We start from the raw sequence: 20,809 nt of genomic DNA, 5'->3' as shown, positions 1-20,809 counted from the left end.
CTCCGGTAATCATCACGGATGAGTGCTACAATGCGCGCCATCTTAACACAGCCATTAGCGGAGTTTTTGGTGAGTGATCTCCCCGTCAGCGCGGTGTTGCCTGACCTACTGAGCGCCCTTGATCAGGCCTCGAACGTCCTGCTGGCTGCGCCTACCGGCGCAGGTAAATCCACCTGGTTACCCCTTCAGCTGTTACAGCACAAGGCGCTGTCAGGGCGCATTATCATGCTGGAGCCACGCCGACTGGCCGCGCGCAACGTGGCGCAACGGCTGGCTGAGCTACTGGGCGAACAGCCCGGCGCCACGGTGGGTTACCGCATGCGCGGCGAAAACTGCAGCGGACCCATGACCCGGCTTGAGGTGGTGACCGAAGGTATTCTGACGCGCATGTTGCAGCAGGATCCGATGTTGGATGGCGTGTCGCTGGTGATTCTGGATGAATTTCATGAGCGCAGCCTGCAGGCGGATCTGGCGCTGGCGCTGTTGCTGGATGTTCAGCAGGGATTGCGTGACGATCTGAAAATTTTGCTGATGTCAGCCACGCTCGATAATACTCGCCTGGCGACGCTGCTACCGGACGCGCCGCTGATTGCCTCAGAAGGGCGCAGCTATCCGGTCGAACGGCGTTATGCTCCGTTGAGCCCGAGCCTGCGTTTTGACGAGGCGGTAGCGCGTGAAGTCGCGCAGTTGCTGCGACAGGAAAGCGGCTCGCTGCTGCTTTTTCTGCCCGGCGTGGCAGAGATAGCGCGCGTAAAACGCGAGCTGGAAACCCGTGTCGATGAGGATGTCGATTTAACGCCGCTTTATGGCGCGCTTCCGCTGGCCGCTCAGCAGCAGGCTATTTTGCCTGCCGCCCCCGGACGCCGCAAAGTGGTGCTGGCGACCAATATTGCCGAAACCAGCTTAACGATCGAAGGTATTCGTCTGGTCGTGGACAGTGCCCAGGAGCGGCGCGCGCTGTTTGATGCACGCAGCGGCGTGACGCGGTTGCAGACTCAGCGCATCAGCCAGGCGTCGATGACGCAGCGCGCCGGACGTGCCGGACGACTGATGCCGGGCATCTGCCTGCACCTGGCTTCACAGGAGCAGGCGGAACGGGCGCCTGCACAGGGCGAAGCCGAAATCCTGCACAGCGATCTCGCGTCATTGTGGCTGGAACTGCTGCAGTGGGGCTGTACAGACATCGACCAGCTACAGTGGATCGATCGGCCACCCGAAAAGCACTTACGGGCAGCGCAGCAGCAGCTGATGCGCCTTGGAGCGCTGGATGAATCAGGACGACTGAACACACAGGGCAGACGCATGGCGCAGCTCGGCAGTGATGCCAGGCTGAGCGCTATATTATGTGCCGCAGGGCGTGATGCCGATGCGGTGGCCAGCGCGGCACTACTCGTCGCCGTGCTGGAGGATCCGCCCCGCGCGGGCAGTGTTGATCTACGTGATGTTCTCTGTCGGCCTTTACCGCACTGGTTGCGGCGCGCGCAGCACTGGCAAAAACGCCTTGGCGTCACAGGCGGACGGGTCGATGACGCGCATTTTCCCGCGTTGTTAACGGCGGGATTTCGCGATCGTCTGGCGCGCCGACGCGATAACAGCGGACGCTATCAGTTAGCCAACGGACTGGGGGCAGGGCTGGACGAACAGCAGGCGCTCACGCGTTACGAATGGCTCATTGCGCCTGTCTTATTACAGGGCAGCAGCGCCCCCGATGCACGTATCCTATTGGCCCTTCCCGTCGAGCTTGCGGCATTGACGCAGGCCTGTCCACAGCTAGTCGAACAGCGTACTGACGTGGAATGGGATGACGAGAAGGGCACGTTGCGCACCTTACGCCGTGAGCAGATCGGCGAACTGATACTGAAGACTCAGCCGCTTGCCCGACCGGATGCGGAGGCGTTACAGGCCGCGCTGCTACGCTGGGTCGCTAAAAAGGGGTTATCGGTACTGGGATGGACGCCGGAGGCTGAGCAACTGCGGTTACGTATCCAGTGTGCCGCCCAGTGGCTGCCCGAAGAGAACTGGCCCGCCGTCGATGAGGCCAGCCTGCTTGACTCGCTGGATCGCTGGCTGCAACCGCAGATGAGCGCCGTGCGGGATCTGAAGAGTCTGCAGTCGGTCAATCTGGTCACTGCGCTCTTACATTTGCTCACATGGTCACAACGTCAGCGGCTGGATACTGTGCTGCCAACTCATTACACTGTGCCCACCGGAAGTCGGCTGCCGATTCGCTATGATGCAGATAAACCGCCCGCACTGGCGGTGCGTATTCAGGAAATGTTTGGCGAAGCCAGTAATCCTGCCGTCGCAGAAGGTCGCGTGCCGCTGGTGCTGGAGCTGTTATCGCCCGCCCAGCGTCCCTTACAGATCACCCGCGATCTGGCGGCGTTCTGGCGCGGTGCCTATAAAGATGTGCAAAAAGAAATGAAAGGGCGTTATCCCAAACATACCTGGCCCGACGATCCGGCCTCCGCAATACCGACCCGGCGGACGAAAAAGAATACGTCACAGGGCGGGCCCGCTTTTTAATTCAGAGGGTTCTGCCATGCGACAGTGAAGAAAGCAGTTAGAGTAGCGGCGCAGCCGTAAGCTATGCCTGGAGAATGAAACCAATGTCTGGGAACGATCGCGAACCTATTGGGCGCAAAGGAAAACCGTTGCCACCGCGCAACAGCGCCCGCCGTGGGCGGCGCAGAGACATCGATAGTGATGTCGCTCAGGACGATTTTGATGATGATTACGAGGAGGAAGCGCCGGTGCCACGTAAAGGTAAAGGTAAAGGTGGAAAACCGCCGCGCGGCAAACGCCGTTGGCTGGGATGGTTTATTAAGCTGTTCCTGGTATTTGTAGTGGTCATGGCCGCGTGGGGCGTATACCTCGATTCGGAAATTCGCAGCCGCATTGACGGTAAAGTGTGGCAACTGCCCGCTGCTGTCTACGGTCGTATGGTCAGCCTCGAACCTGGCATGGCCTACAATAAAAGCGAAATGATTGCCCTGCTGGAAGGCACGCAGTACCGCGAAGTCTCGCGCATTACGCGTCCGGGAGAATTCTCGGTCAAAGGTAACACCATTGAACTGCTGCGTCGTCCGTTTGATTTCCCGGACAGCAAAGAAGGGCAGATTCATGCCCGAATGACATTCAGCAAAGATGAGCTGAGTGAGATTAAGAACGTCGAAACCGGGCGTGATTTTGGTTTCTTCCGGCTTGATCCTCGTCTGATTACGATGCTGCAGTCACCCAATGGTGAACAGCGCTTGTTCGTTCCCCGTGCCGGTTTCCCTGATCTGTTGGTGGATACCTTAATCGCAACGGAAGATCGCCACTTTTATGAGCACGACGGCATCAGCCCGTACTCCATTGGCCGTGCCTTCCTGGCGAACATCACCGCCGGAAAAGCGGTGCAGGGCGGCAGTACGCTTACCCAGCAACTGGTCAAAAACCTGTTCCTGACTAATGAGCGTTCGCTGTGGCGTAAAGCCCGTGAAGCCTATATGGCCGTGATCATGGATGCCCGTTACAGCAAAGATCGTATCCTGGAGCTTTACCTGAACGAGGTGTATCTCGGTCAGGCAGGTAACGATCAGATCCGCGGTTTCCCTCTGGCCAGCCTCTACTATTTTGGCCGCCCGGTTGACGAGCTGAGTCTCGATCAGCAGGCGATGCTGGTGGGCATGGTGAAAGGGGCGTCGCTCTATAACCCATGGCGTAACCCGAAACTGGCCCTGGAACGACGTAATCTGGTGCTGCGCCTGCTGCAGCAGCAGAAAGTGATCGATCAGGAACTGTACGACATGCTGTCGGCCCGTCCGTTGGGCGTGCAGCCGAAAGGCGGTGTGATTACGCCACAGCCTGCCTTTATGCAGATGGTGCGTAATGAGCTTCAGGCAAAACTGGGCGACAAAGTCAAAGATCTGTCGGGCGTGAAAATTTTCACCACCCTGGATCCGGTTTCTCAGGATGCGGCCGAAAAAGCCGTTGTAGACGGTATTCCCACCCTGAAAAAACAGCGCGGTCTGAAAGATCTGGAAACCGCAATGGTGGTCGTTGACCGCTTTACAGGTGAAGTTCGTGCGATGGTCGGTGGGGCCGATCCGCAGTTTGCCGGGTATAACCGCGCGTTGCAGGCGCGCCGATCCATCGGCTCGCTGGCGAAACCGGCCACCTATCTGACCGCGCTGAGCCAACCCAACACTTACCGCCTGAACAGCTGGATTGCGGATGAGCCTATTGCGCTGAAACAGCCGAATGGCAGCATCTGGAAACCCATGAACGACGACCGGCGCTTTAGTGGCAAAGTGATGCTGGTCGATGCGCTGACGAACTCCATGAACGTGCCAACGGTTAACCTGGGCATGACGCTGGGACTGAATGCGGTGGTGGACACCTGGACGAAGCTGGGTGTGCCTAAAGATCAGCTGAATCCGGTTCCGGCGATGTTACTGGGCGCACTCAACCTGACGCCTGTGGAAGTGGCTCAGGCCTTCCAGTCCATTGCCAGCGGCGGGAATCATGCAGAGCTGTCAGCCGTGCGTTCGGTCATCGCGGAAGACGGTACCGTGCTGTATCAGAGCTTCCCGCAGGCGCAGCGCGTTGAACCGGCACAGGCGGCTTATTTAACGCTGTATACCATGCAACAGGTCGTCGATCGCGGTACCGCCCGGGCGCTGGGGGCACGTTTCCCGAATGCGCACCTGGCAGGGAAAACCGGCACCACGAACGATCTGGTCGACAGCTGGTTTGCCGGGATTGATGGTAAAGAAGTGGCGATCACCTGGGTTGGCCGTGATAACAACCAGCCGACCAAACTCTATGGTGCCAGCGGGGCGATGCAGATTTACCGCCGCTACCTGGACAATCAGGCTCCGATGCCGCTGCAGCTTACGCCGCCGGAAGATGTGACGATGATGAACATCGATACTGCGGGTAACTTTGTTTGCGGTACAGGAAGCAGCACATGGCGCACGCTGCCTGTCTGGACACTGGATCCGAATGCGCTCTGCCAGCAGCAGCAACAGCAGGTTCAGCAAATGCAGCAACAGCAGCAGATGCAGGACCAGCAACAGCAGCAGTTACAGCAGCAGCAACAGCAGGAACAAAAAGACAGCAACGGCGTTGCCGGCTGGATAAAAGATATGTTCGGTAAATAACCCGTCAAACGCGGATGAAAAAGGCACTTCGGTGCCTTTTTTTATTCCACATCAAAACCCCTTGCCATCGCCCGTGAAACGACGCCACGCCGGGGAATTCTGCTTGCAGAAATTGCGAGACTTCGCATATTATCCAATCGTTATAATAATCATTATCGTTTCGATTCGCTTAATCATCCCCATTTGAGAGACACCTTCATGACAGCGCGTTCTATCCCTTTTGCTTCTCCATCCGGCGTATTTACGCGTCGGCCTCTGGCTTTGATCATTGCCCTGGTGACCAGCGGCGCAAGCGTAATGGCTTACGCTGAACAAACGGTGGTGGTATCTGCAAATGGCGGTGGTGCGGTGGCGCAGGAAAACGCGTGGGGCCCGGCGCCCACCATCGCCGCAAAACACAGCGCCACCGGCACCAAAACGGACACGCCGATTGAAAAGAATCCGCAGTCGGTTTCTGTGGTGACGCGGGAAGAGATGGAGATGCGCAGCGTCACCAGCGTGAAGCAGGCCTTTAATTACACGCCGGGTGTGCTTACCGGTAACCGCGGCAGTTCAGGCGTCTATGATGCGTTGTCAATTCGCGGTTTTAGCGAAACCAACACCAACCAGTATCTCGATGGGTTAAAGCTGCAGGGCGACAACTACTCGGAATTCGCTATTGATCCCTATTTCCTGGAGCGGGCTGAGCTGCTGCGCGGGCCGGTGTCGGTGCTGTACGGTAAGAGCAACCCGGGCGGTGTGGTCGCGCTGGTCAGTAAACGTCCCACCCAGGAAACGCTGCGTGAAGTGCAGTTCCAGATGGGCAATCACAATCTTTACTCCACCGGCTTTGATTTTGGCGGTGCGATCGATGACGCAGGCGTTTACAGCTACCGTCTGACAGGCCTGGCGAGCAGCCAGGATGCCCAGCAGGCGAACAACAAGCAAAAGCGCTACACCATCGCGCCGTCCTTCAGCTGGCGACCAGACGAAAACACCCGTCTGGATCTGCTGACCTACTTCCAGAATGAACCGGACACGGGTTATTACGGCTGGTTACCGCGTGAAGGCACGGTCGTGCCCATTACGCGTCCTGATGGCAGCCAGTACAAACTGCCGACCAGCTTTGATGAAGGGGAGAAGAGCAATCGCATCTCCCGTAACACCAAAATGGTCGGCTACAGCTTTGAACACCGTTTTGATGAGACCTGGACGGTACGCCAGAACCTGCGTTATGCCGAGTTAACGACGGATTACCGCAGCATTTATGGCAATGGATTTAACGCCGCCACCCAGGAAATCACGCGAGGTTATGCCACTTCAGACGAAAAACTGAATGAGTTCGCCGTCGATAACCAGGCACAGGCAAAATTTGCAACCGGTCAACTCGACCATACGCTTTTGCTTGGTGTGGATTATCAACGCATGCGTAATGATATCAACGCAGCGTTTGGTTCAGCATTTCCTTTGAATGCGGTTGCTCCTCAGTATGGTAATGATTCGCTTAACGGCACGCCTTTCCCCTATCGTTATCTGAACAAACAGGAACAAACCGGCCTTTACGCGCAGGATCAAATGGCGTGGGATCGTTGGGTGCTGACGTTAGGCAGCCGTTATGATTACGCGATGACATCTGCGATAAATCGCGACACCAATACCGAAGTCAAAAATCATGATCAGGCCTTCACCTGGCGTGGCGGCGTAAACTACGTTTTCGATAACGGTATCGCGCCTTATTTCAGTTATAGCGAATCCTTTATCCCAACGGCCGGGACGACAGTGAGCGGGCAACCTTTCGACCCATCGCGTGCTAAGCAGTACGAAACGGGGGTGAAATATGTGCCGAAAGATCGTCCTGTCGTGGTTACGGCTGCGATTTATGAACTGACTAAGTCCAAAAATTTAACAGCCGATCCTGACCATACCCTTTTCAGCATCCAGAGCGGCGAAATCCGTTCTCGCGGTGTCGAACTGGAAGCCAAGGCGGCCCTCAATGCCAACGTCAACCTGACCGCATCTTATACCTATACCGATGCTGAATATACGGAAGATACACAGCTTAAAGGCAAAACCCCGGTGCAGGTGCCTAAGCACATGGCCTCGCTGTGGAGCGACTATACCTTCCATGAAACGGCGCTGTCCGGCGTAACGTTGGGCGCGGGCGTCCGTTATGTGGGTGAAACACAGGGGTTATACAGTGCGGGTCCCGACGTGAACCAAAACTTCACCGTCGCGGGTTACACTACCGTCGATGCCGCGTTGAAATATGATTTAGGCCGTTTTGGTTTGCCTGGCTCAACGGTTGGCGTTAACGTTAACAACCTGTTTAACCGTGACTACGTTGCCAGTTGCTACCGTGAATACGCGTGCTACTGGGGCGCAGAGCGACAAATTGTCGGCACCGCCACGTTCCGGTTCTGATCGATGAGGGCGCTTCGGCGCCCGTTTACAGGGATAACCATGCAGCTTCCGCAGTACCAACAGACCGCCTTCCGACTGGATAACGCCAGCTTTCGCGTACCGGGCCGTACGCTCCTTCATCCCGTTTCTCTCGCTTTTACGCCAGGTAAAGTCACCGCGCTGATTGGGCACAATGGTTCAGGGAAATCCACGCTGTTAAAAATGCTGGGGCGGCATCACGCGGCCAGCGAAGGGCGGGTTCTGCTCAACGAACAGCCTGTTGATCGCTGGAGCAGCAAAGCGTTTGCCCGTGAGGTCGCCTATTTGCCGCAGCAGTTACCGGCTGCGGAAGGCATGACGGTACGTGAGTTGGTGGCCATTGGGCGTTATCCCTGGCATGGTGCGCTGGGGCGCTTTACGCAGGACGATCGCGAGCGGGTCGCGCAGGCAATCGCGCGGGTTGGACTAACGCCATTCGCCTCGCGGCTGGTCGACAGCCTCTCTGGTGGTGAGCGCCAGCGTGCATGGCTGGCAATGATGGTCGCTCAGAACAGCCGCTGCCTGTTGCTGGATGAACCTACCTCTGCGCTGGATATTGCCCACCAGGTGGATGTGCTGGCGCTGGTTCAGACGCTGAGCCATGAACATGGCTTAACGGTCATTACCGTCTTACACGATATTAATATGGCGGCTCGCTATTGTGACCATCTGGTCGCCTTGCGCGGCGGCGAACTGATTGCAGAAGGTGGACCAGAACACATTATGCAGGCAGATGTGTTGCAGGCTATTTACGGTATCCCAATGGGCATCTTTCCCCATCCTGGCGGCGGTGCGCCGGTGAGTTTTGTGTGTTAAGGATACGATAATGCCGGATTTATATCGCCGTCGCCTGCTGATGGCAATGGCGTTGTCGCCTCTCATCCCGTCTTTCCCATCGCCTGCGGCACAGCCTGACAGCGACCGCGTTATTGCGCTGGAGTGGCTGCCCACCGAGTTACTCCTGGCGCTGGGCGTGAACCCGTTGGGTGTGGCGGACGTGCATAACTACAACGTCTGGGTGGGACAGCCGCCATTGCCTGCGGGCGTGGTGGATGTCGGGTTACGTACCGAGCCAAATCTTGAGCTGATGACCCAGATGCATCCCTCGCTGATTCTCTGCTCGAACGGTTACGGCCCACCGAAAGATAAGCTGCGGCGCATTGCGCCGATCATGGGGTTTGACCTGCACAATGGCGATGGCAAACCGCTGAGTCGCGCACGGGCCTCATTGCGGGCGCTGGCGGCCCGACTGGGACGGGAGGCGCAGGCTGAGGCGCATCTGCAACAGGTGGATGCGGAGATTGCGGCGGCGCGTCAGCGTCTGGCGCCGCACGCCGGTCGGGCCATTTTGCTGATGTCGCTACTCGACAGCCGCCACGCTATTACCTTCGGTAAAAACAGCTTATTCCTGGAAGTGATGGCGCTTTTGAATCTGAAAAATGCCTGGCAGGGCGAAACCAGTTTTTGGGGCAGCGCCGTGATTGGACTGGAACGGCTGGCCGTTTTCCATGACGTAGAGGCGATCTGCTTCGAGCATGACAATGATGCCGTGATGCAGCAACTGTCGCGAAGTCCGTTATGGCAGTCCATGCCGTTTGTTCACAGCGGCCATTTCCAGCGCGTTCCGGCGGTGTGGTACTACGGTGCGACCTTGTCAGCCCTGCACTTTATTCGCGTGCTGGAACGTGCGCTGAAGAAATCGTAATGCGTCATCGTTTTTTCCCGTTAGCCGTGACAGGTACGCTGTTCTTCCTGGCGCTGGTGTTAACCGCGATCAATCTGCAACAGGCGCTGCCCACGAACCAGTGGTTGCAGGCGCTGTGGACACCGGACAGCAGCAACATTGAGCAAATGGTCTTTCACTACAGCTTACTGCCGCGCTGGTCACTGGCGCTGCTGGTGGGGGCAGGGCTGGGGTTAGCCGGATTACTGTTTCAGCAGGTGTTGCGCAATCCGCTGGCCGAACCGGGCACGTTAGGCGTTTCATCCGGCGCGCAGTTAGGAATGACCGTCGCGACCTTATGGCACCTGCCGGGTGGGGCGCTGGCTCATCAGTTCGCCGCGTCGGGTGGCGCGCTGTTGGTCGGTGCGCTGGTGTTCAGCGTGGCCTGGTGCAAACGTCTGTCGCCCGTTACGCTGATTCTGGCAGGGCTGGTTCTCAGCCTGTACAGCTGCGCAGTGAACCAAATATTTGCCATCTTTAACCACGATCAACTGCAGAATATGTTCCTGTGGAGCACCGGCACGTTGAATCAGATGAGCTGGGACAGCGTTACCCAACTCTGGCCACGTCTGGTGCTTGCGCTGGCGCTGTCTCTGGCACTACTGAGACCGCTTACGCTGATGGGGCTGGACGATGGCGTCGCCAAAAATCTTGGGTTAGCGCTGTCCGCTACGCGGCTGGCCGTCCTGGTTCTGGCCATCTTGCTGAGTGCTGAGTTGGTGAGCGTAGCGGGGATCATTGGCTTCATTGGTTTATTTGCACCGCTGCTGGCAAGGCTGCTGGGTGGACGGCGGTTACTGAGCCGCATGCTGCTGGCCCCCCTGATTGGTGCACTGCTGCTCTGGCTGGCGGATGCCTGCGTACTCTGGCTCACGGCGCACTGGCGCGAGGTCTCCACCGGAACCGTGACGGCGCTGCTGGGCGTGCCCATTCTGTTGGCGCTGTTACCTCGCCTGCGAACCGGATCCGTTCCGCCTGCGCTGGATCAGGGGGACAACGTGCCGGTCGAGCGATACCGTTACGGGCGCTGGACGCTGGTGGGATTGCTGATGCTGGGCGGACTGACATGGCTGTGTCTGGCCTTTGGGCGTGATGCGCATGGCTGGGTTTGGACGTCTGGCGACATGCTGCAACAGTTATTACCCTGGCGCGCGCCGCGTGTGCTGGCGGCGCTGGAGGTCGGCCTGATGCTCGGTGTGGCGGGCAGCCTGATCCAGCGTCTCACCGGTAATCCCATGGCCAGTCCTGAAGTGCTGGGCATCAGTTCCGGCGCGGCCTGCGGTGTGGTCATGATGCTGTTCTTTGTTCCCGGCAACGCGCTGGCATTTCTGTTGCCGGCAGGTGCGCTGGGGGCGGCGATAACGCTGGCGGTTATCATGCTGGTCGCCAGTCGTGGTGGTTTCTCACCGGAACGTATGCTACTGGCGGGTATGGCACTCAACAGCGCCTTTGTCACCATTCTGATGCTGTTGATGGCAAGTGGCGATCCGCGCATGGCGGGGTTACTGACCTGGATATCCGGATCAACTTACAACATCAGTGCTACGCAGGCGCTGCAAAGTGCAGGTTGTGCGGCTGTTTTAGTGGCATTAGCGCCACTGGCCAGCCGCTGGTTAACCATTCTGCCACTTGGCAGCATGACCGCACGGTCTGTCGGTATGGCACTGACGGGTTCACGACTCGCCCTGTTGCTGTTAGCGGCGGCCTTAACGGCTTGTGCCACGCTGACGATTGGGCCGCTGAGCTTTGTCGGCTTAATGGCACCCCATATGGCCCGTATGTTGGGCTTTCGCCGCGCGCTGCCACAGGTGTTACTGTCTGGCGTGCTGGGGGCCGGGTTAATGGTGGCCGCAGACTGGTGCGGGCGCATGCTGGCCTTTCCCAGTCAGATTCCGGCGGGCCTGATGGCGACCTTTTTGGGCGCACCCTATTTTATCTGGCTACTGCGCCGTTCACGTTAAAAAAAAGACCGGCTCAGCCGGTCTTTTCTCATTAGAGCTTCGCGAAACAGCGCCGGGCCGCCTCGACGGTGTGCTGAATATCCTCATCAGTGTGTGCCAGCGACATAAACCCGGCCTCAAAGGCGGACGGCGCAAAATACACGCCTTCTTCGAGCATCAGGTGGAAGAAGCGCTTGAAGCGTTCCACGTCGCACTGTGTCACGTCCTGATAGCAGGTGACGCTGTCGGCATCGGTAAAGAACAGGCCAAACATGCCGCCAACCTGATTCACCACCACGGGAATATTTTCCTGTCTGGCTGCCTCAACCAGCCCCTGAGCCAGTTGTTCAGTCAGACGGTTCAGCCTGTCATGCATACCTGGCTGCGCAATCTGTGTCAGGCAGGCATAACCGGCGGCCATAGCTACGGGATTACCGGACAACGTACCGGCCTGGTAAACCGGCCCGGTCGGGGCCAGCGCGGACATGACCTCGCGACGGCCACCGAACGCACCCACTGGCATACCACCGCCGATGATTTTGCCCAGGCAGGTGAGATCCGGCTTCACGTTATAGTGCGCCTGTGCGCCGCCCAGCGCCACACGAAAGCCTGTCATCACTTCATCAATAATCAGCAGCGCACCGAACTCATCGCACAGGGCACGCAGGCCCGGCAGGAAGTCAGGCTGCGGAGGGATACAGTTCATATTGCCGGCAACAGGCTCAACGATAATGGCAGCGACAGCCGCGGGATACTGTTCAAAGGCCGCACGAACAGAGTCCAGATCGTTATAGGTGCAGGTCAGCGTATGCTTAGCAAAATCGGCGGGTACGCCCGGCGAGTTGGGTTGGCCCAGCGTCAGCGCACCTGAGCCGGCTTTCACCAGCAGGTGGTCGGCATGGCCGTGATAGCACCCTTCGAACTTGATGATTTTATCGCGTCCGGTAAACCCGCGCGCCAGACGAATCGCACTCATGGTCGCTTCGGTGCCGGAGTTGACCATGCGTACCATTTCCATACTCGGTACCAGGTCACATACCAGCTGCGCCATGGTGACTTCCATTTCGGTCGGCGCACCAAAGCTCAGGCCGCGCTGGGCTGCCTCAATCACAGCCTGACGAATGCCTTCGTTGTTATGTCCCAGTACCATTGGCCCCCATGAGCCAACATAGTCGATATAGGCTTTGCCATCGGCGTCATACAGACAGGCGCCATCAGCATGCTCAATGAACAGCGGAACGCCGCCGACACCGGTAAACGCACGGACCGGCGAGTTCACACCGCCGGGGATCAGGCGTTGTGCTTCGGCGAACAGTTTTTCAGACTTACTCATTTTCGGCTCCAGCAGTTCATATAATTTCGGGCTATTCTACGGAAGAGGGGCGGCCGACGAAAGCCAGATATCCCTGCGTACGACTTCTCCGCGTCAATCCGGCACAGAGTGCGAAGCTGAGCGCTTGATTGCGGCGGGTCGCTGGCAGATAATAGCAACATTGAGGTCGTTTTCTGACCCGGACGTTTAAGGAGTAACTCATGAGTGATGAAGTAGTAGCACTGCCGTTGCAGTTTACCGACGCAGCAGCCAACAAAGTGAAAAATCTGATTGCTGACGAAGATAACCCGGCGCTGAAGCTGCGTGTGTATATCACTGGTGGTGGTTGCAGCGGCTTTCAGTATGGTTTCACCTTCGACGATCAAATGAACGACGGTGATATGACCATTGAAAAGCAGGGCGTTTCGCTGGTGGTGGATCCAATGAGTCTGCAGTATCTGGTAGGCGGTTCGGTGGATTACACCGAAGGTCTGGAAGGGTCGCGCTTTATCGTAACCAACCCGAACGCCAAAACCACCTGCGGTTGCGGGTCTTCCTTCAGCATCTGATCATCAGGCCGCTCTCTCCGGGCGGCCTCTTACCATTCTATTGTCACCAGTCTGTCGTTCGTTGTGCGGCTTCCCTGACGCTTCAGCACCGTTTGCGTCACGCGCGGCTGTGCGCTGCTCTGGCGACCGCAGTCAACCTGTGGCGAAGACGGGCTTCGCACGCTGTTGACTTCGCAACGTGAATAGATAACAAGTCTGGCATTGATAGAGCCGGTCGTGGATCCCGCGAACGCCTGCTGCGCGATCACAAGCCCTATGGCCAGAAGCAGGGCTTTAGTCATAGTGAATTCCTGGTGTAGTCAAAAGCGCATCGCGCAGAAGGACGGCGGGCTTACATGGCACGCGTCTCTTAAATAACGTTAACGGCAGTGAAAATGATTACTTTAATCGGCAGGGCAATATTCAGTGGCCTGAAGATGCCTTTGGGGCGGGATGCAGTGCCTCACAGAGCTGCTCTGCGGCTAACAGGATACGCGGGCCCGGACGGCTGAGCCAGTCCTCGTTAATGGCAATGATGCGTACGTTGAGCTGTGGCCGCCAGAACTGCGCAAGCGTTTCAGCCTGTTGCGAACCGCCCGTTGTCACAATGACCTGAGGGTGGCGCATCAGGACCTGCTCCCGGCTCACCTGAGGCCAGCTCACCGGACTTGCGGCAAAAATATTTTGCCCGCCACACAGGCCGATAATGTCATTTTGCAGCGTCGCTTTAGCCGCCGTATACAGGGGGGAAAGACCAAACTGCACAAAAACGCGTACGGGGGGTTGCGGACGGTAGCGTTGGCGCAAGGCTGCGACCTGCTGGCGTAGTTGCGTAGCGGCCTGTGTAGCACGCTGGGGGGACGGGCTCCATCGGGCTAATCCAGCCAGCGAATGAATCATGTCATCCAGTGTCGAGGTGGCGACCCATTCCACATGAATCCCTGAGTGCACTAACTGCGCCACCTGACGGGATGAGGTGCCGCCGGGCCATGCCAGCACAACATCGGGCTTAAGCTGTAAAATGCGCTCAAGGTTCATCCCCTGCCAGGTCGCGACCTGCTCAATCTTTTGTGCTTCAGCGGGATAACCCGACCAGGCACTGACCGCAACCGGCGTGATGCCGGCGGCAAAAGCCAGTTCAGTCAGGTGAGGAGCCAGGGTGATGACGCGGGGCGGTGCAGCAGGCAGGCTGCTGCAAAACAGCAGCAGCCAGCAAAACAGCAGGGATTTAGCCATGTGCCAGGCGGGCCAGCAGATTTTCCACCATCAGGGAGGACTGCTTAGCGGCAACGCTCAGGAACTCATCGAAACTCAGGTGCGATTCCTGATCGGCCACATCGGAGATCGCGCGGACGACCACAAACGGCACGTTAAACTGGTGGCAGACATGGCCGATAGCGGTGGCTTCCATCTCAACGGCAATCGCCTGTGGGAACGTGGCGCGAATGCGGGCCAGAGGGGCTGCGCCATTGATAAACGCGTCACCGCTGACCACCAGGCCGCGAACCGCGTTGAGATTCAACTGCTGAATACAGGCTTCTGCGGCGGCGATCAGCTTACTGTCTGCGGTAAAGGCCGCAGGGCAGCCCGCCATCTGGCCCGGTTCATAACCAAAGGCTGTGACATCGGCATCGTGATAGCGCACTTCATCGGACACCACAATATCGCCTACCTTTAACGAAGAGGCTAAGCCGCCCGCTGAGCCGGTGTTAATCACCAAATCGGGTTTGCACAATTGCAGTAACAATGTGGTGCCCATAGCGGCCGAGGTCTTACCAATGCCGGATTTCAGCAACGCAACGTCCACACCATTCAGTGTGCCAGTGTAAATTTCACAACCAGCCAGAGACAGGGTCTGGCGATTTTCAATTTTGTCTCGCAGCAGGGTAACTTCCTGCTCCATTGCGCCAATGATGCCTGCTTTCATTTTACGTCTCGCTAATGTAATGGATGTCAATATCAGGCATAGTCTATCATGGCAGTGACGGGATTATTTCACGAAAAAATAAGGGGACAGCTATGGCGACGATCAATTTCAGGAAGAAGATCAGCTTCACTCGCCCTTATAGCAACCGTAAAGATCCACAGGGGGAATATTTTATTACCCGCCATTTCGAAAGCGATCGTGGGCGGATCATTAATTCAGCGGCAATTCGTCGACTGCAACAAAAAACTCAGGTATTCCCGCTTGAGCGCAACGCCGCCGTACGTTCCCGTCTGACGCATTCGCTTGAAGTGCAACAAACCGGCCGGTATATCAGCAAAGAAATTCTGCAGACGCTAAAGATGCAGGGCGGACTGGCAAAATATGGTCTGGATGACATGGAAGGGGCGTTCGAAAGCCTCGTCGAAATGGCCTGCCTGTTACATGACGTAGGTAACCCACCGTTTGGGCATTTTGGCGAAGCCGCCATTAATGACTGGTTTGAAGATAACCTGCCCGCTGAACTGGTCGATCCGCTGGTTGCGGGTGTTGAAAACGAGGCGCAGCGCGCGGACTTTGATCGCATGAATGCCATGATTCGTCAGGATTTGTGCCACTTCGAAGGGAATGCTCAGGCTATTCGCATGGTGCATTCGCTGCTGCAACTCAACCTGAGCTATTCTCAGGTAGCCTGCATCCTGAAATATACCGCGCCCGCATGGTGGCAGGGGGAAAAACCGGCTCAGTTTAGCGTATTAATGAAAAAGCCGGGCTTCTATTTATCTGAGCGGGAATATATCGATGAGCTTCGCACCGCCACAAATTTGACGGAACACCATCGCTTTCCGCTGACCTATATCATGGAAGCCGCTGACGACATCTCCTATTGTATTGCCGATTTAGACGATGCCGTTGAAAAAGCCATATTTAACGTGGACAGTCTGTATGAATATCTCAGCAAGGCCTGGGGAACAATAAATAATAACGATGCCTTCAGTCGTACAGTGGGGGAAGCGTGGCGCGAAGCGGGCAGTAAAAAACGCCGTAGCCGTAGCGATCAGTTTTTTATGTCGCTGCGGGTCAATGTTCAGAATGTTTTGGTCACCTACGCGGTGAAACGTTTTATTGATAATCTGCCTGCCATATTCGAGGGGCACTTCAACCATGCTTTATTAGAAGACGAAGGTGAAGAGGGCCGTTTATTACAGATTTTTAAAACCGTGGCGCGCCAGCAGGTGTTTAATCATTCCGAAGTTGAGCAACTGGAACTGCAGGGTTATCGGGTAATTAAGGGCTTGCTGGAAATATATCAGCCGCTGATGTCGCTCAATTATGAAGCGTTTACCACACTGATAAATGAAGACTTTTTACGCCATCATCCCATAGAGACCCGACTGTTCCATAAACTGTCTGGTAAACACCGAAAAGCCTATTTGTATAAAATGCGTACATTGGTTGTTGAGCATAAATATGAGCGTTTGTTATGGGAACGTTATTATCGTTTTCGCCTGATTCAGGATTACATTAGTGGCATGACGGATCTCTATGCCTGGGATGAGTATCGTCGCTTAATGGCGGTGGAATAACCCGAGAATTGTAAAGAGCGCGAATAAATTTTTACTTTTGCCTAAAACTTTTAGAGGAACTTCGCGCTAAAACATTTATCTCAACATTCGACCACAGCAATGGTCAGTATATCCATCATTGTGAGATACCAAAATGAAAAAAACCTCGTTAATGTTAAGCGCCCTGGCGCTTAGTCTTGGCATGGCACTGACCCCTGTGAGTGCTTTCGCTGCGGAAACATCCTCTTCCGTGTCATCCACCAACAGCCAGCAGTTGCCGAGCCTTGCGCCAATGCTGGAAAAGGTTATGCCTTCAGTCGTGAGTATCAGCGTTGAAGGAAGTACGACGGTCAAAACGCCACGGATGCCGCAGCAGTTTCAGCAATTTTTTGGCGATAATTCGCCTTTCTGCCAGGACGGTTCGCCATTCATGGGCTCACCGCTTTGCCAGGGCGGTGACGGTGGCGGTGCCCCTGCCGCGCCAGATACGCAGCAGCAAAAATTTAGAGCGCTGGGCTCTGGTGTCATCATTAACGCTGAAAAAGGCTATGTGGTCACCAATAACCATGTGGTAAACGACGCGACGAAAATTCAGGTAAAACTGAGCGATGGTCGCAGTTACGATGCCAAAGTGATTGGTAAAGATCCCAGCTCGGATATCGCATTAATTCAGCTGGAAGGTGCTAAAAATCTTACCGCGATTAAGATGGCCGACTCTGACAATTTACGGGTGGGCGATTACGCCGTGGCGATTGGTAACCCGTATGGTCTGGGTGAAACCGTTACGTCTGGTATCGTGTCCGCGCTGGGACGCAGTGGCCTGAATGTTGAAAACTATGAGAACTTTATTCAAACCGATGCGGCCATCAACCGGGGTAACTCGGGTGGCGCTCTGGTAAATCTCAACGGCGAGCTGATTGGCATCAACACCGCTATCCTGGCACCGGACGGCGGCAATATTGGTATTGGCTTCGCCATCCCGAGCAACATGGTGAAAAACCTGACGGCACAAATGGTGGAATACGGTCAGGTTAAACGCGGCGAGCTGGGCATTATGGGGACCGAGCTTAACTCTGAGCTGGCGAAGGCGATGAAAGTCGATGCGCAACGCGGTGCATTCGTCAGTCAGGTCGTACCGAACTCTGCGGCGGCGAAGGGCGTTATTAAAGCGGGTGACGTCATTGTGTCGATGAACGGTAAGCCGTTAACCAGCTTTGCTTCACTGCGTGCCGAAGTCGGCTCGTTGCCGGTGGGAACCACGCTGAAACTTGGCATACTGCGTGACGGTAAACCGCTGGATGTGACGGTTCAGCTGCAGCAGAGCACGCAGGACAAGGTGCAGTCCGCCACCATTTACACCGGTATTGAAGGCGCGGATCTGAGCAATAATTCAGGTAAAGAGAAAGGCGTTCGGGTTGACAGCGTGAAAGCGGGCAGCGCGGCGGCCAGAATTGGCCTGAAAAAAGGCGACCTGATTCTTGGCGTCAACCAGCAGGCCGTCAGCAATCTGGGCGAACTGCGTAAAATCCTCGATACCAAGCCACCGGTACTGGCGTTGAACGTGCAGCGCGGAGACAGTTCACTGTATCTGCTGGCGCAGTAATCACAGGCAGCGGTTTATCAGGCGGACTTCGGTCCGCCTTTTTTATGGCGACGCGCACAAATGTGATGGTCGCCGCATTTCTGTTAATGCCTGCCGGGCCTTGTGCAGATGCACAATGTTCTCCCGGTATCGCGCGTCTATGCTGTTTTCCCCCTTTTTATGACTCAGGAGTACAGGATGGCAACCTGTCATCTCGACGCACGACTGGCGCAGGAAATTGTCGCGCGCACTATGAAAATCATTGATGGCAATGTCAACGTTATGGATGCAAGAGGACGGATTATTGGAAGCGGTGACCGGGAGCGCATCGGCGAATTACATGAGGGTGCATTGTTAGTGCTGTCTCAGGGACGTATTGTGGATATTGACGATGCGGTGGCCCGGCAGCTGCATGGAGTCAGGCCGGGAATTAATCTGCCGTTGCGTATCGACGGGATGATTGTTGGAGTGATTGGTCTGACGGGCGAGCCGGGTGCGCTGCGTCACTATGGTGAATTAGTCTGTATGGCCGCAGAGATGATGCTGGAGCAGGCGCGGCTGTTGCACATGCTGGCGCAGGACAGCCGTCTGCGGGAAGAGTTGGTGCTCAATCTCATTCGCAGTGACGCGATCTCCCCGCAACTCACCGAATGGGCGCAGCGCCTCGGCATCGATCTTAATCAGCCCCGAATCGTGGCGGTGATCGAAGTGGACAGTGGGCAGCTTGGCGTTGACAGCGCGATGTCAGAATTACAGCAGTTGCAGACGTTATTGACGACACCGGCGCGGGATAACCTGATTGCCATCGTCTCACTAACCGAAATGGTCGTGCTGAAACCGGCATTAAATGCACACGGACGTTATGATCAACACGATCACCGCAGGCGGATCGAACAGCTCATGCAGCGCATGAAGGAAAGTGGTCATCTGCGCATGCGTATCGCGCTGGGCAATTTCTTTACGGGCATGGGCAGCATTGCACGTTCATATCGTACTGCGCGAACAACGATGGCGGTGGGAAAGCAGCGTATGCCCGAGGTTCGCAGCTATTTTTATCAGGATTTGATGCTGCCGGTCCTGCTCGACAGCTTACGGGGTGGCTGGCAGTCAAATGAACTGGCGCGTCCGCTGGAAAAGCTAAAAAGCATGGACAGCAACGGTTTGCTGCGACGCACGCTGAGTGCCTGGTTCAGCAACAACGTGCAGCCCGGCGCGACGTCGCGTGCGCTTTTTATTCATCGAAATACCCTGGAATACCGTTTAAATCGTATTGCTGAATTGACGGGACTCAACCTGGGCAAGGTCGACGATCGCCTGCTGTTGTACATCGCGATCCAACTGGATGAGCAGGGCTGACAGGGCCCGAAAAAACGAAGAGGACAGACTGATGCGCGCACTGAGTTGGGGATGTGGCTTACTGATACTTGCGTTCACCTGCCAGGCGGCGGCGGCGGACACACTGATTTTTCTCTCGACAAAGACTTTGCTCACTACACGGCAGACCATCCAGAATCAGCAGGCAAGCCCACGTACGCAGCAAGCCTGGCAACAGCTGAAACAGCAGGCGGATAAGGCGCTTAAGCAGCCCGATCCCAGCGTCATGGACAAAGGTCTGGTGCCCCCCAGCGGCTCGCGACACGATTATCTCAGCCTGAGCGCGTACTGGTGGCCGGACGCCCGGCAGAAAACGGGGCTTCCGTGGAGCCGTCGGGATGGCGAGGTGAATCCCGACACAAAAAACAACCAAACAGACGGGCTGCGTTTTGCGCGTTTTAGTGCCGATGTGCAGGCACTGACGCTGGCCTGGTTCTTTTCGGGCGATGTACGCTATGCCAGTAAAGCTCAATCGATGATCCGTCACTGGTTTATCGATCCTGCCAGCCGCATGAACCCCAACCTTAACTTTGCGCAAGGCGTGCCGGGCATCAGCACGGGCCGGCATGATGGCGTACTGGATGGGCGTTATTTTGCCACCCGCATTGTTGATGCGTTGATATTGCTGCGTCAGTCACCTGGCTGGCGTGCAGGCGACGAGGCCGCGCTACAGCGCTGGTTCCACGACTACCTTACCTGGCTGCAAACCAGTAAGCTGGCGCGCCAGGAGCGGCATGCGGCCAACAATCACGGTAGCTGGTATTGTGTTCAGGTGGCCGGGATTGCCGCTTACCTGCATAACGATGCCGTTATGAGGGACATGATGGCGCTGGCTAAAACGAAGATCGGTGGGCAGATAGCGCGTGATGGCACGCAGCCGCTTGAACTGGCCCGCACCCGCTCTTTTCACTACAGTTTTTTTAATTTACAGGCGCTGACTGCGATAGCGGCCTTGTCGTCTCAGCGCGGTGGGGACGATCTCTGGCACTACTCTGGCAAACAGGGCGGCTCGCTGCTGGCTGCGTTGGATTATATGGCACCGTTTAGTGATTCTGCGCGCCGCTGGCCATGGAAGACGCGCGACCGTAACAGCGGACGCGTCATTCCCCTGCTTATGCTGGCGGATAATGCGCTGGGTTCTGCACGCTATCAATCCTGGATTGACCGGTTTGACTGGCGTGAGGCGACTGAAGATGTCTTGCGTGAAGGGGCGTTGCTGCGGCAGGAGTAGCAGGGCATAAAAAAGGCCCGCCGCACAAAGTGACGCTCACTCAGG

At 56.5% G+C, this 20,809-nt stretch carries 15 protein-coding genes; 11 read left to right on the top strand and 4 right to left on the bottom strand.

From position 1 onward, the window contains the following. Window positions 1-30: 30 nt before the first annotated feature. The 6 genes from hrpB to fhuB all read left to right on the top strand — a co-directional run bounded on the left by hrpB (window position 31) and on the right by fhuB (window position 11,249). Complete coding sequence (gene hrpB / locus F7Q90_RS05745) at window positions 31-2,526, top strand: ATP-dependent helicase HrpB (RefSeq protein ID WP_044241290.1); 2,496 nt, start codon at window positions 31-33, stop codon at window positions 2,524-2,526. A gap of 83 nt (window positions 2,527-2,609) precedes the next feature. Beyond that, window positions 2,610-5,147, top strand: coding sequence for a bifunctional glycosyl transferase/transpeptidase (gene mrcB, locus F7Q90_RS05740; RefSeq protein ID WP_006117736.1), 2,538 nt, complete (start codon window positions 2,610-2,612; stop codon window positions 5,145-5,147). A 198-nt stretch (window positions 5,148-5,345) separates the two neighbouring features. Next, on the top strand, window positions 5,346-7,547 hold the full coding sequence (gene fhuA / locus F7Q90_RS05735; protein ID WP_006117738.1) for a ferrichrome porin FhuA: 2,202 nt from the start codon (window positions 5,346-5,348) through the stop codon (window positions 7,545-7,547). A gap of 39 nt (window positions 7,548-7,586) precedes the next feature. After that, window positions 7,587-8,381, top strand: a complete 795-nt coding sequence (gene fhuC, locus F7Q90_RS05730) for a Fe3+-hydroxamate ABC transporter ATP-binding protein FhuC (protein WP_006117740.1) — start codon at window positions 7,587-7,589, stop codon at window positions 8,379-8,381. A 10-nt stretch (window positions 8,382-8,391) separates the two neighbouring features. Beyond that, window positions 8,392-9,270, top strand: a complete 879-nt coding sequence (fhuD, locus tag F7Q90_RS05725) for a Fe(3+)-hydroxamate ABC transporter substrate-binding protein FhuD (RefSeq protein WP_006117741.1) — start codon at window positions 8,392-8,394, stop codon at window positions 9,268-9,270. Continuing rightward, window positions 9,270-11,249 (top strand): Fe(3+)-hydroxamate ABC transporter permease FhuB, encoded by a 1,980-nt coding sequence (fhuB, locus tag F7Q90_RS05720; RefSeq protein WP_006117742.1) that lies wholly within the window; start codon window positions 9,270-9,272, stop codon window positions 11,247-11,249. The genes fhuD and fhuB overlap by 1 nt, the downstream gene beginning before the upstream one ends. A gap of 31 nt (window positions 11,250-11,280) precedes the next feature. On the opposite strand, the gene hemL is transcribed toward fhuB, so the two are convergent. Beyond that, window positions 11,281-12,561 carry a glutamate-1-semialdehyde 2,1-aminomutase gene (hemL, locus tag F7Q90_RS05715; protein ID WP_006117743.1) on the bottom strand — a complete coding sequence of 427 codons (1,281 nt, stop codon included), beginning with the start codon at window positions 12,559-12,561 and terminating at the stop codon, window positions 11,281-11,283. Window positions 12,562-12,761: 200 nt separating this feature from the next. Here hemL and erpA point away from each other — a divergent pair, with 200 nt between their 5' ends. Next, window positions 12,762-13,109, top strand: a complete 348-nt coding sequence (gene erpA / locus F7Q90_RS05710; RefSeq protein ID WP_006117744.1) for an iron-sulfur cluster insertion protein ErpA — start codon at window positions 12,762-12,764, stop codon at window positions 13,107-13,109. Between the two features lie 29 nt (window positions 13,110-13,138). On the opposite strand, the gene F7Q90_RS05705 is transcribed toward erpA, so the two are convergent. From F7Q90_RS05705 to mtnN, 3 genes are all read right to left on the bottom strand, one after another. Beyond that, a complete protein-coding gene (locus tag F7Q90_RS05705; protein ID WP_006117745.1) occupies window positions 13,139-13,390 on the bottom strand; it encodes a hypothetical protein in 252 nt (83 codons plus the stop codon). A gap of 121 nt (window positions 13,391-13,511) precedes the next feature. Then, window positions 13,512-14,324 carry a vitamin B12 ABC transporter substrate-binding protein BtuF gene (gene btuF, locus F7Q90_RS05700; protein ID WP_006117746.1) on the bottom strand — a complete coding sequence of 271 codons (813 nt, stop codon included), beginning with the start codon at window positions 14,322-14,324 and terminating at the stop codon, window positions 13,512-13,514. Continuing rightward, window positions 14,317-15,015 (bottom strand): 5'-methylthioadenosine/S-adenosylhomocysteine nucleosidase, encoded by a 699-nt coding sequence (mtnN, locus tag F7Q90_RS05695; RefSeq protein ID WP_006117747.1) that lies wholly within the window; start codon window positions 15,013-15,015, stop codon window positions 14,317-14,319. The genes btuF and mtnN overlap by 8 nt, the downstream gene beginning before the upstream one ends. A 92-nt stretch (window positions 15,016-15,107) precedes the next feature. Between mtnN and dgt the strand changes: the two genes are divergently transcribed. The 4 genes from dgt to F7Q90_RS05675 all read left to right on the top strand — a co-directional run bounded on the left by dgt (window position 15,108) and on the right by F7Q90_RS05675 (window position 20,764). Then, on the top strand, window positions 15,108-16,598 hold the full coding sequence (gene dgt / locus F7Q90_RS05690; protein WP_006117749.1) for a dGTPase: 1,491 nt from the start codon (window positions 15,108-15,110) through the stop codon (window positions 16,596-16,598). Window positions 16,599-16,731: 133 nt separating this feature from the next. Further along, on the top strand, window positions 16,732-18,180 hold the full coding sequence (degP, locus tag F7Q90_RS05685; RefSeq protein WP_006117750.1) for a serine endoprotease DegP: 1,449 nt from the start codon (window positions 16,732-16,734) through the stop codon (window positions 18,178-18,180). Between the two features lie 177 nt (window positions 18,181-18,357). Further along, window positions 18,358-19,515, top strand: coding sequence for a CdaR family transcriptional regulator (locus F7Q90_RS05680; protein WP_151160787.1), 1,158 nt, complete (start codon window positions 18,358-18,360; stop codon window positions 19,513-19,515). A gap of 31 nt (window positions 19,516-19,546) precedes the next feature. Continuing rightward, window positions 19,547-20,764 (top strand): alginate lyase family protein, encoded by a 1,218-nt coding sequence (locus F7Q90_RS05675; protein WP_006117752.1) that lies wholly within the window; start codon window positions 19,547-19,549, stop codon window positions 20,762-20,764. Window positions 20,765-20,809: the final 45 nt, after the last annotated feature.

The organism is Pantoea stewartii subsp. stewartii (genome assembly GCF_008801695.1).
Lineage (GTDB): Bacteria > Pseudomonadota > Gammaproteobacteria > Enterobacterales > Enterobacteriaceae > Pantoea > Pantoea stewartii.
The sequence above is the reverse complement of the archived record's forward strand: the minus strand, read 5'-3'. Positions and strand labels throughout refer to the sequence as shown.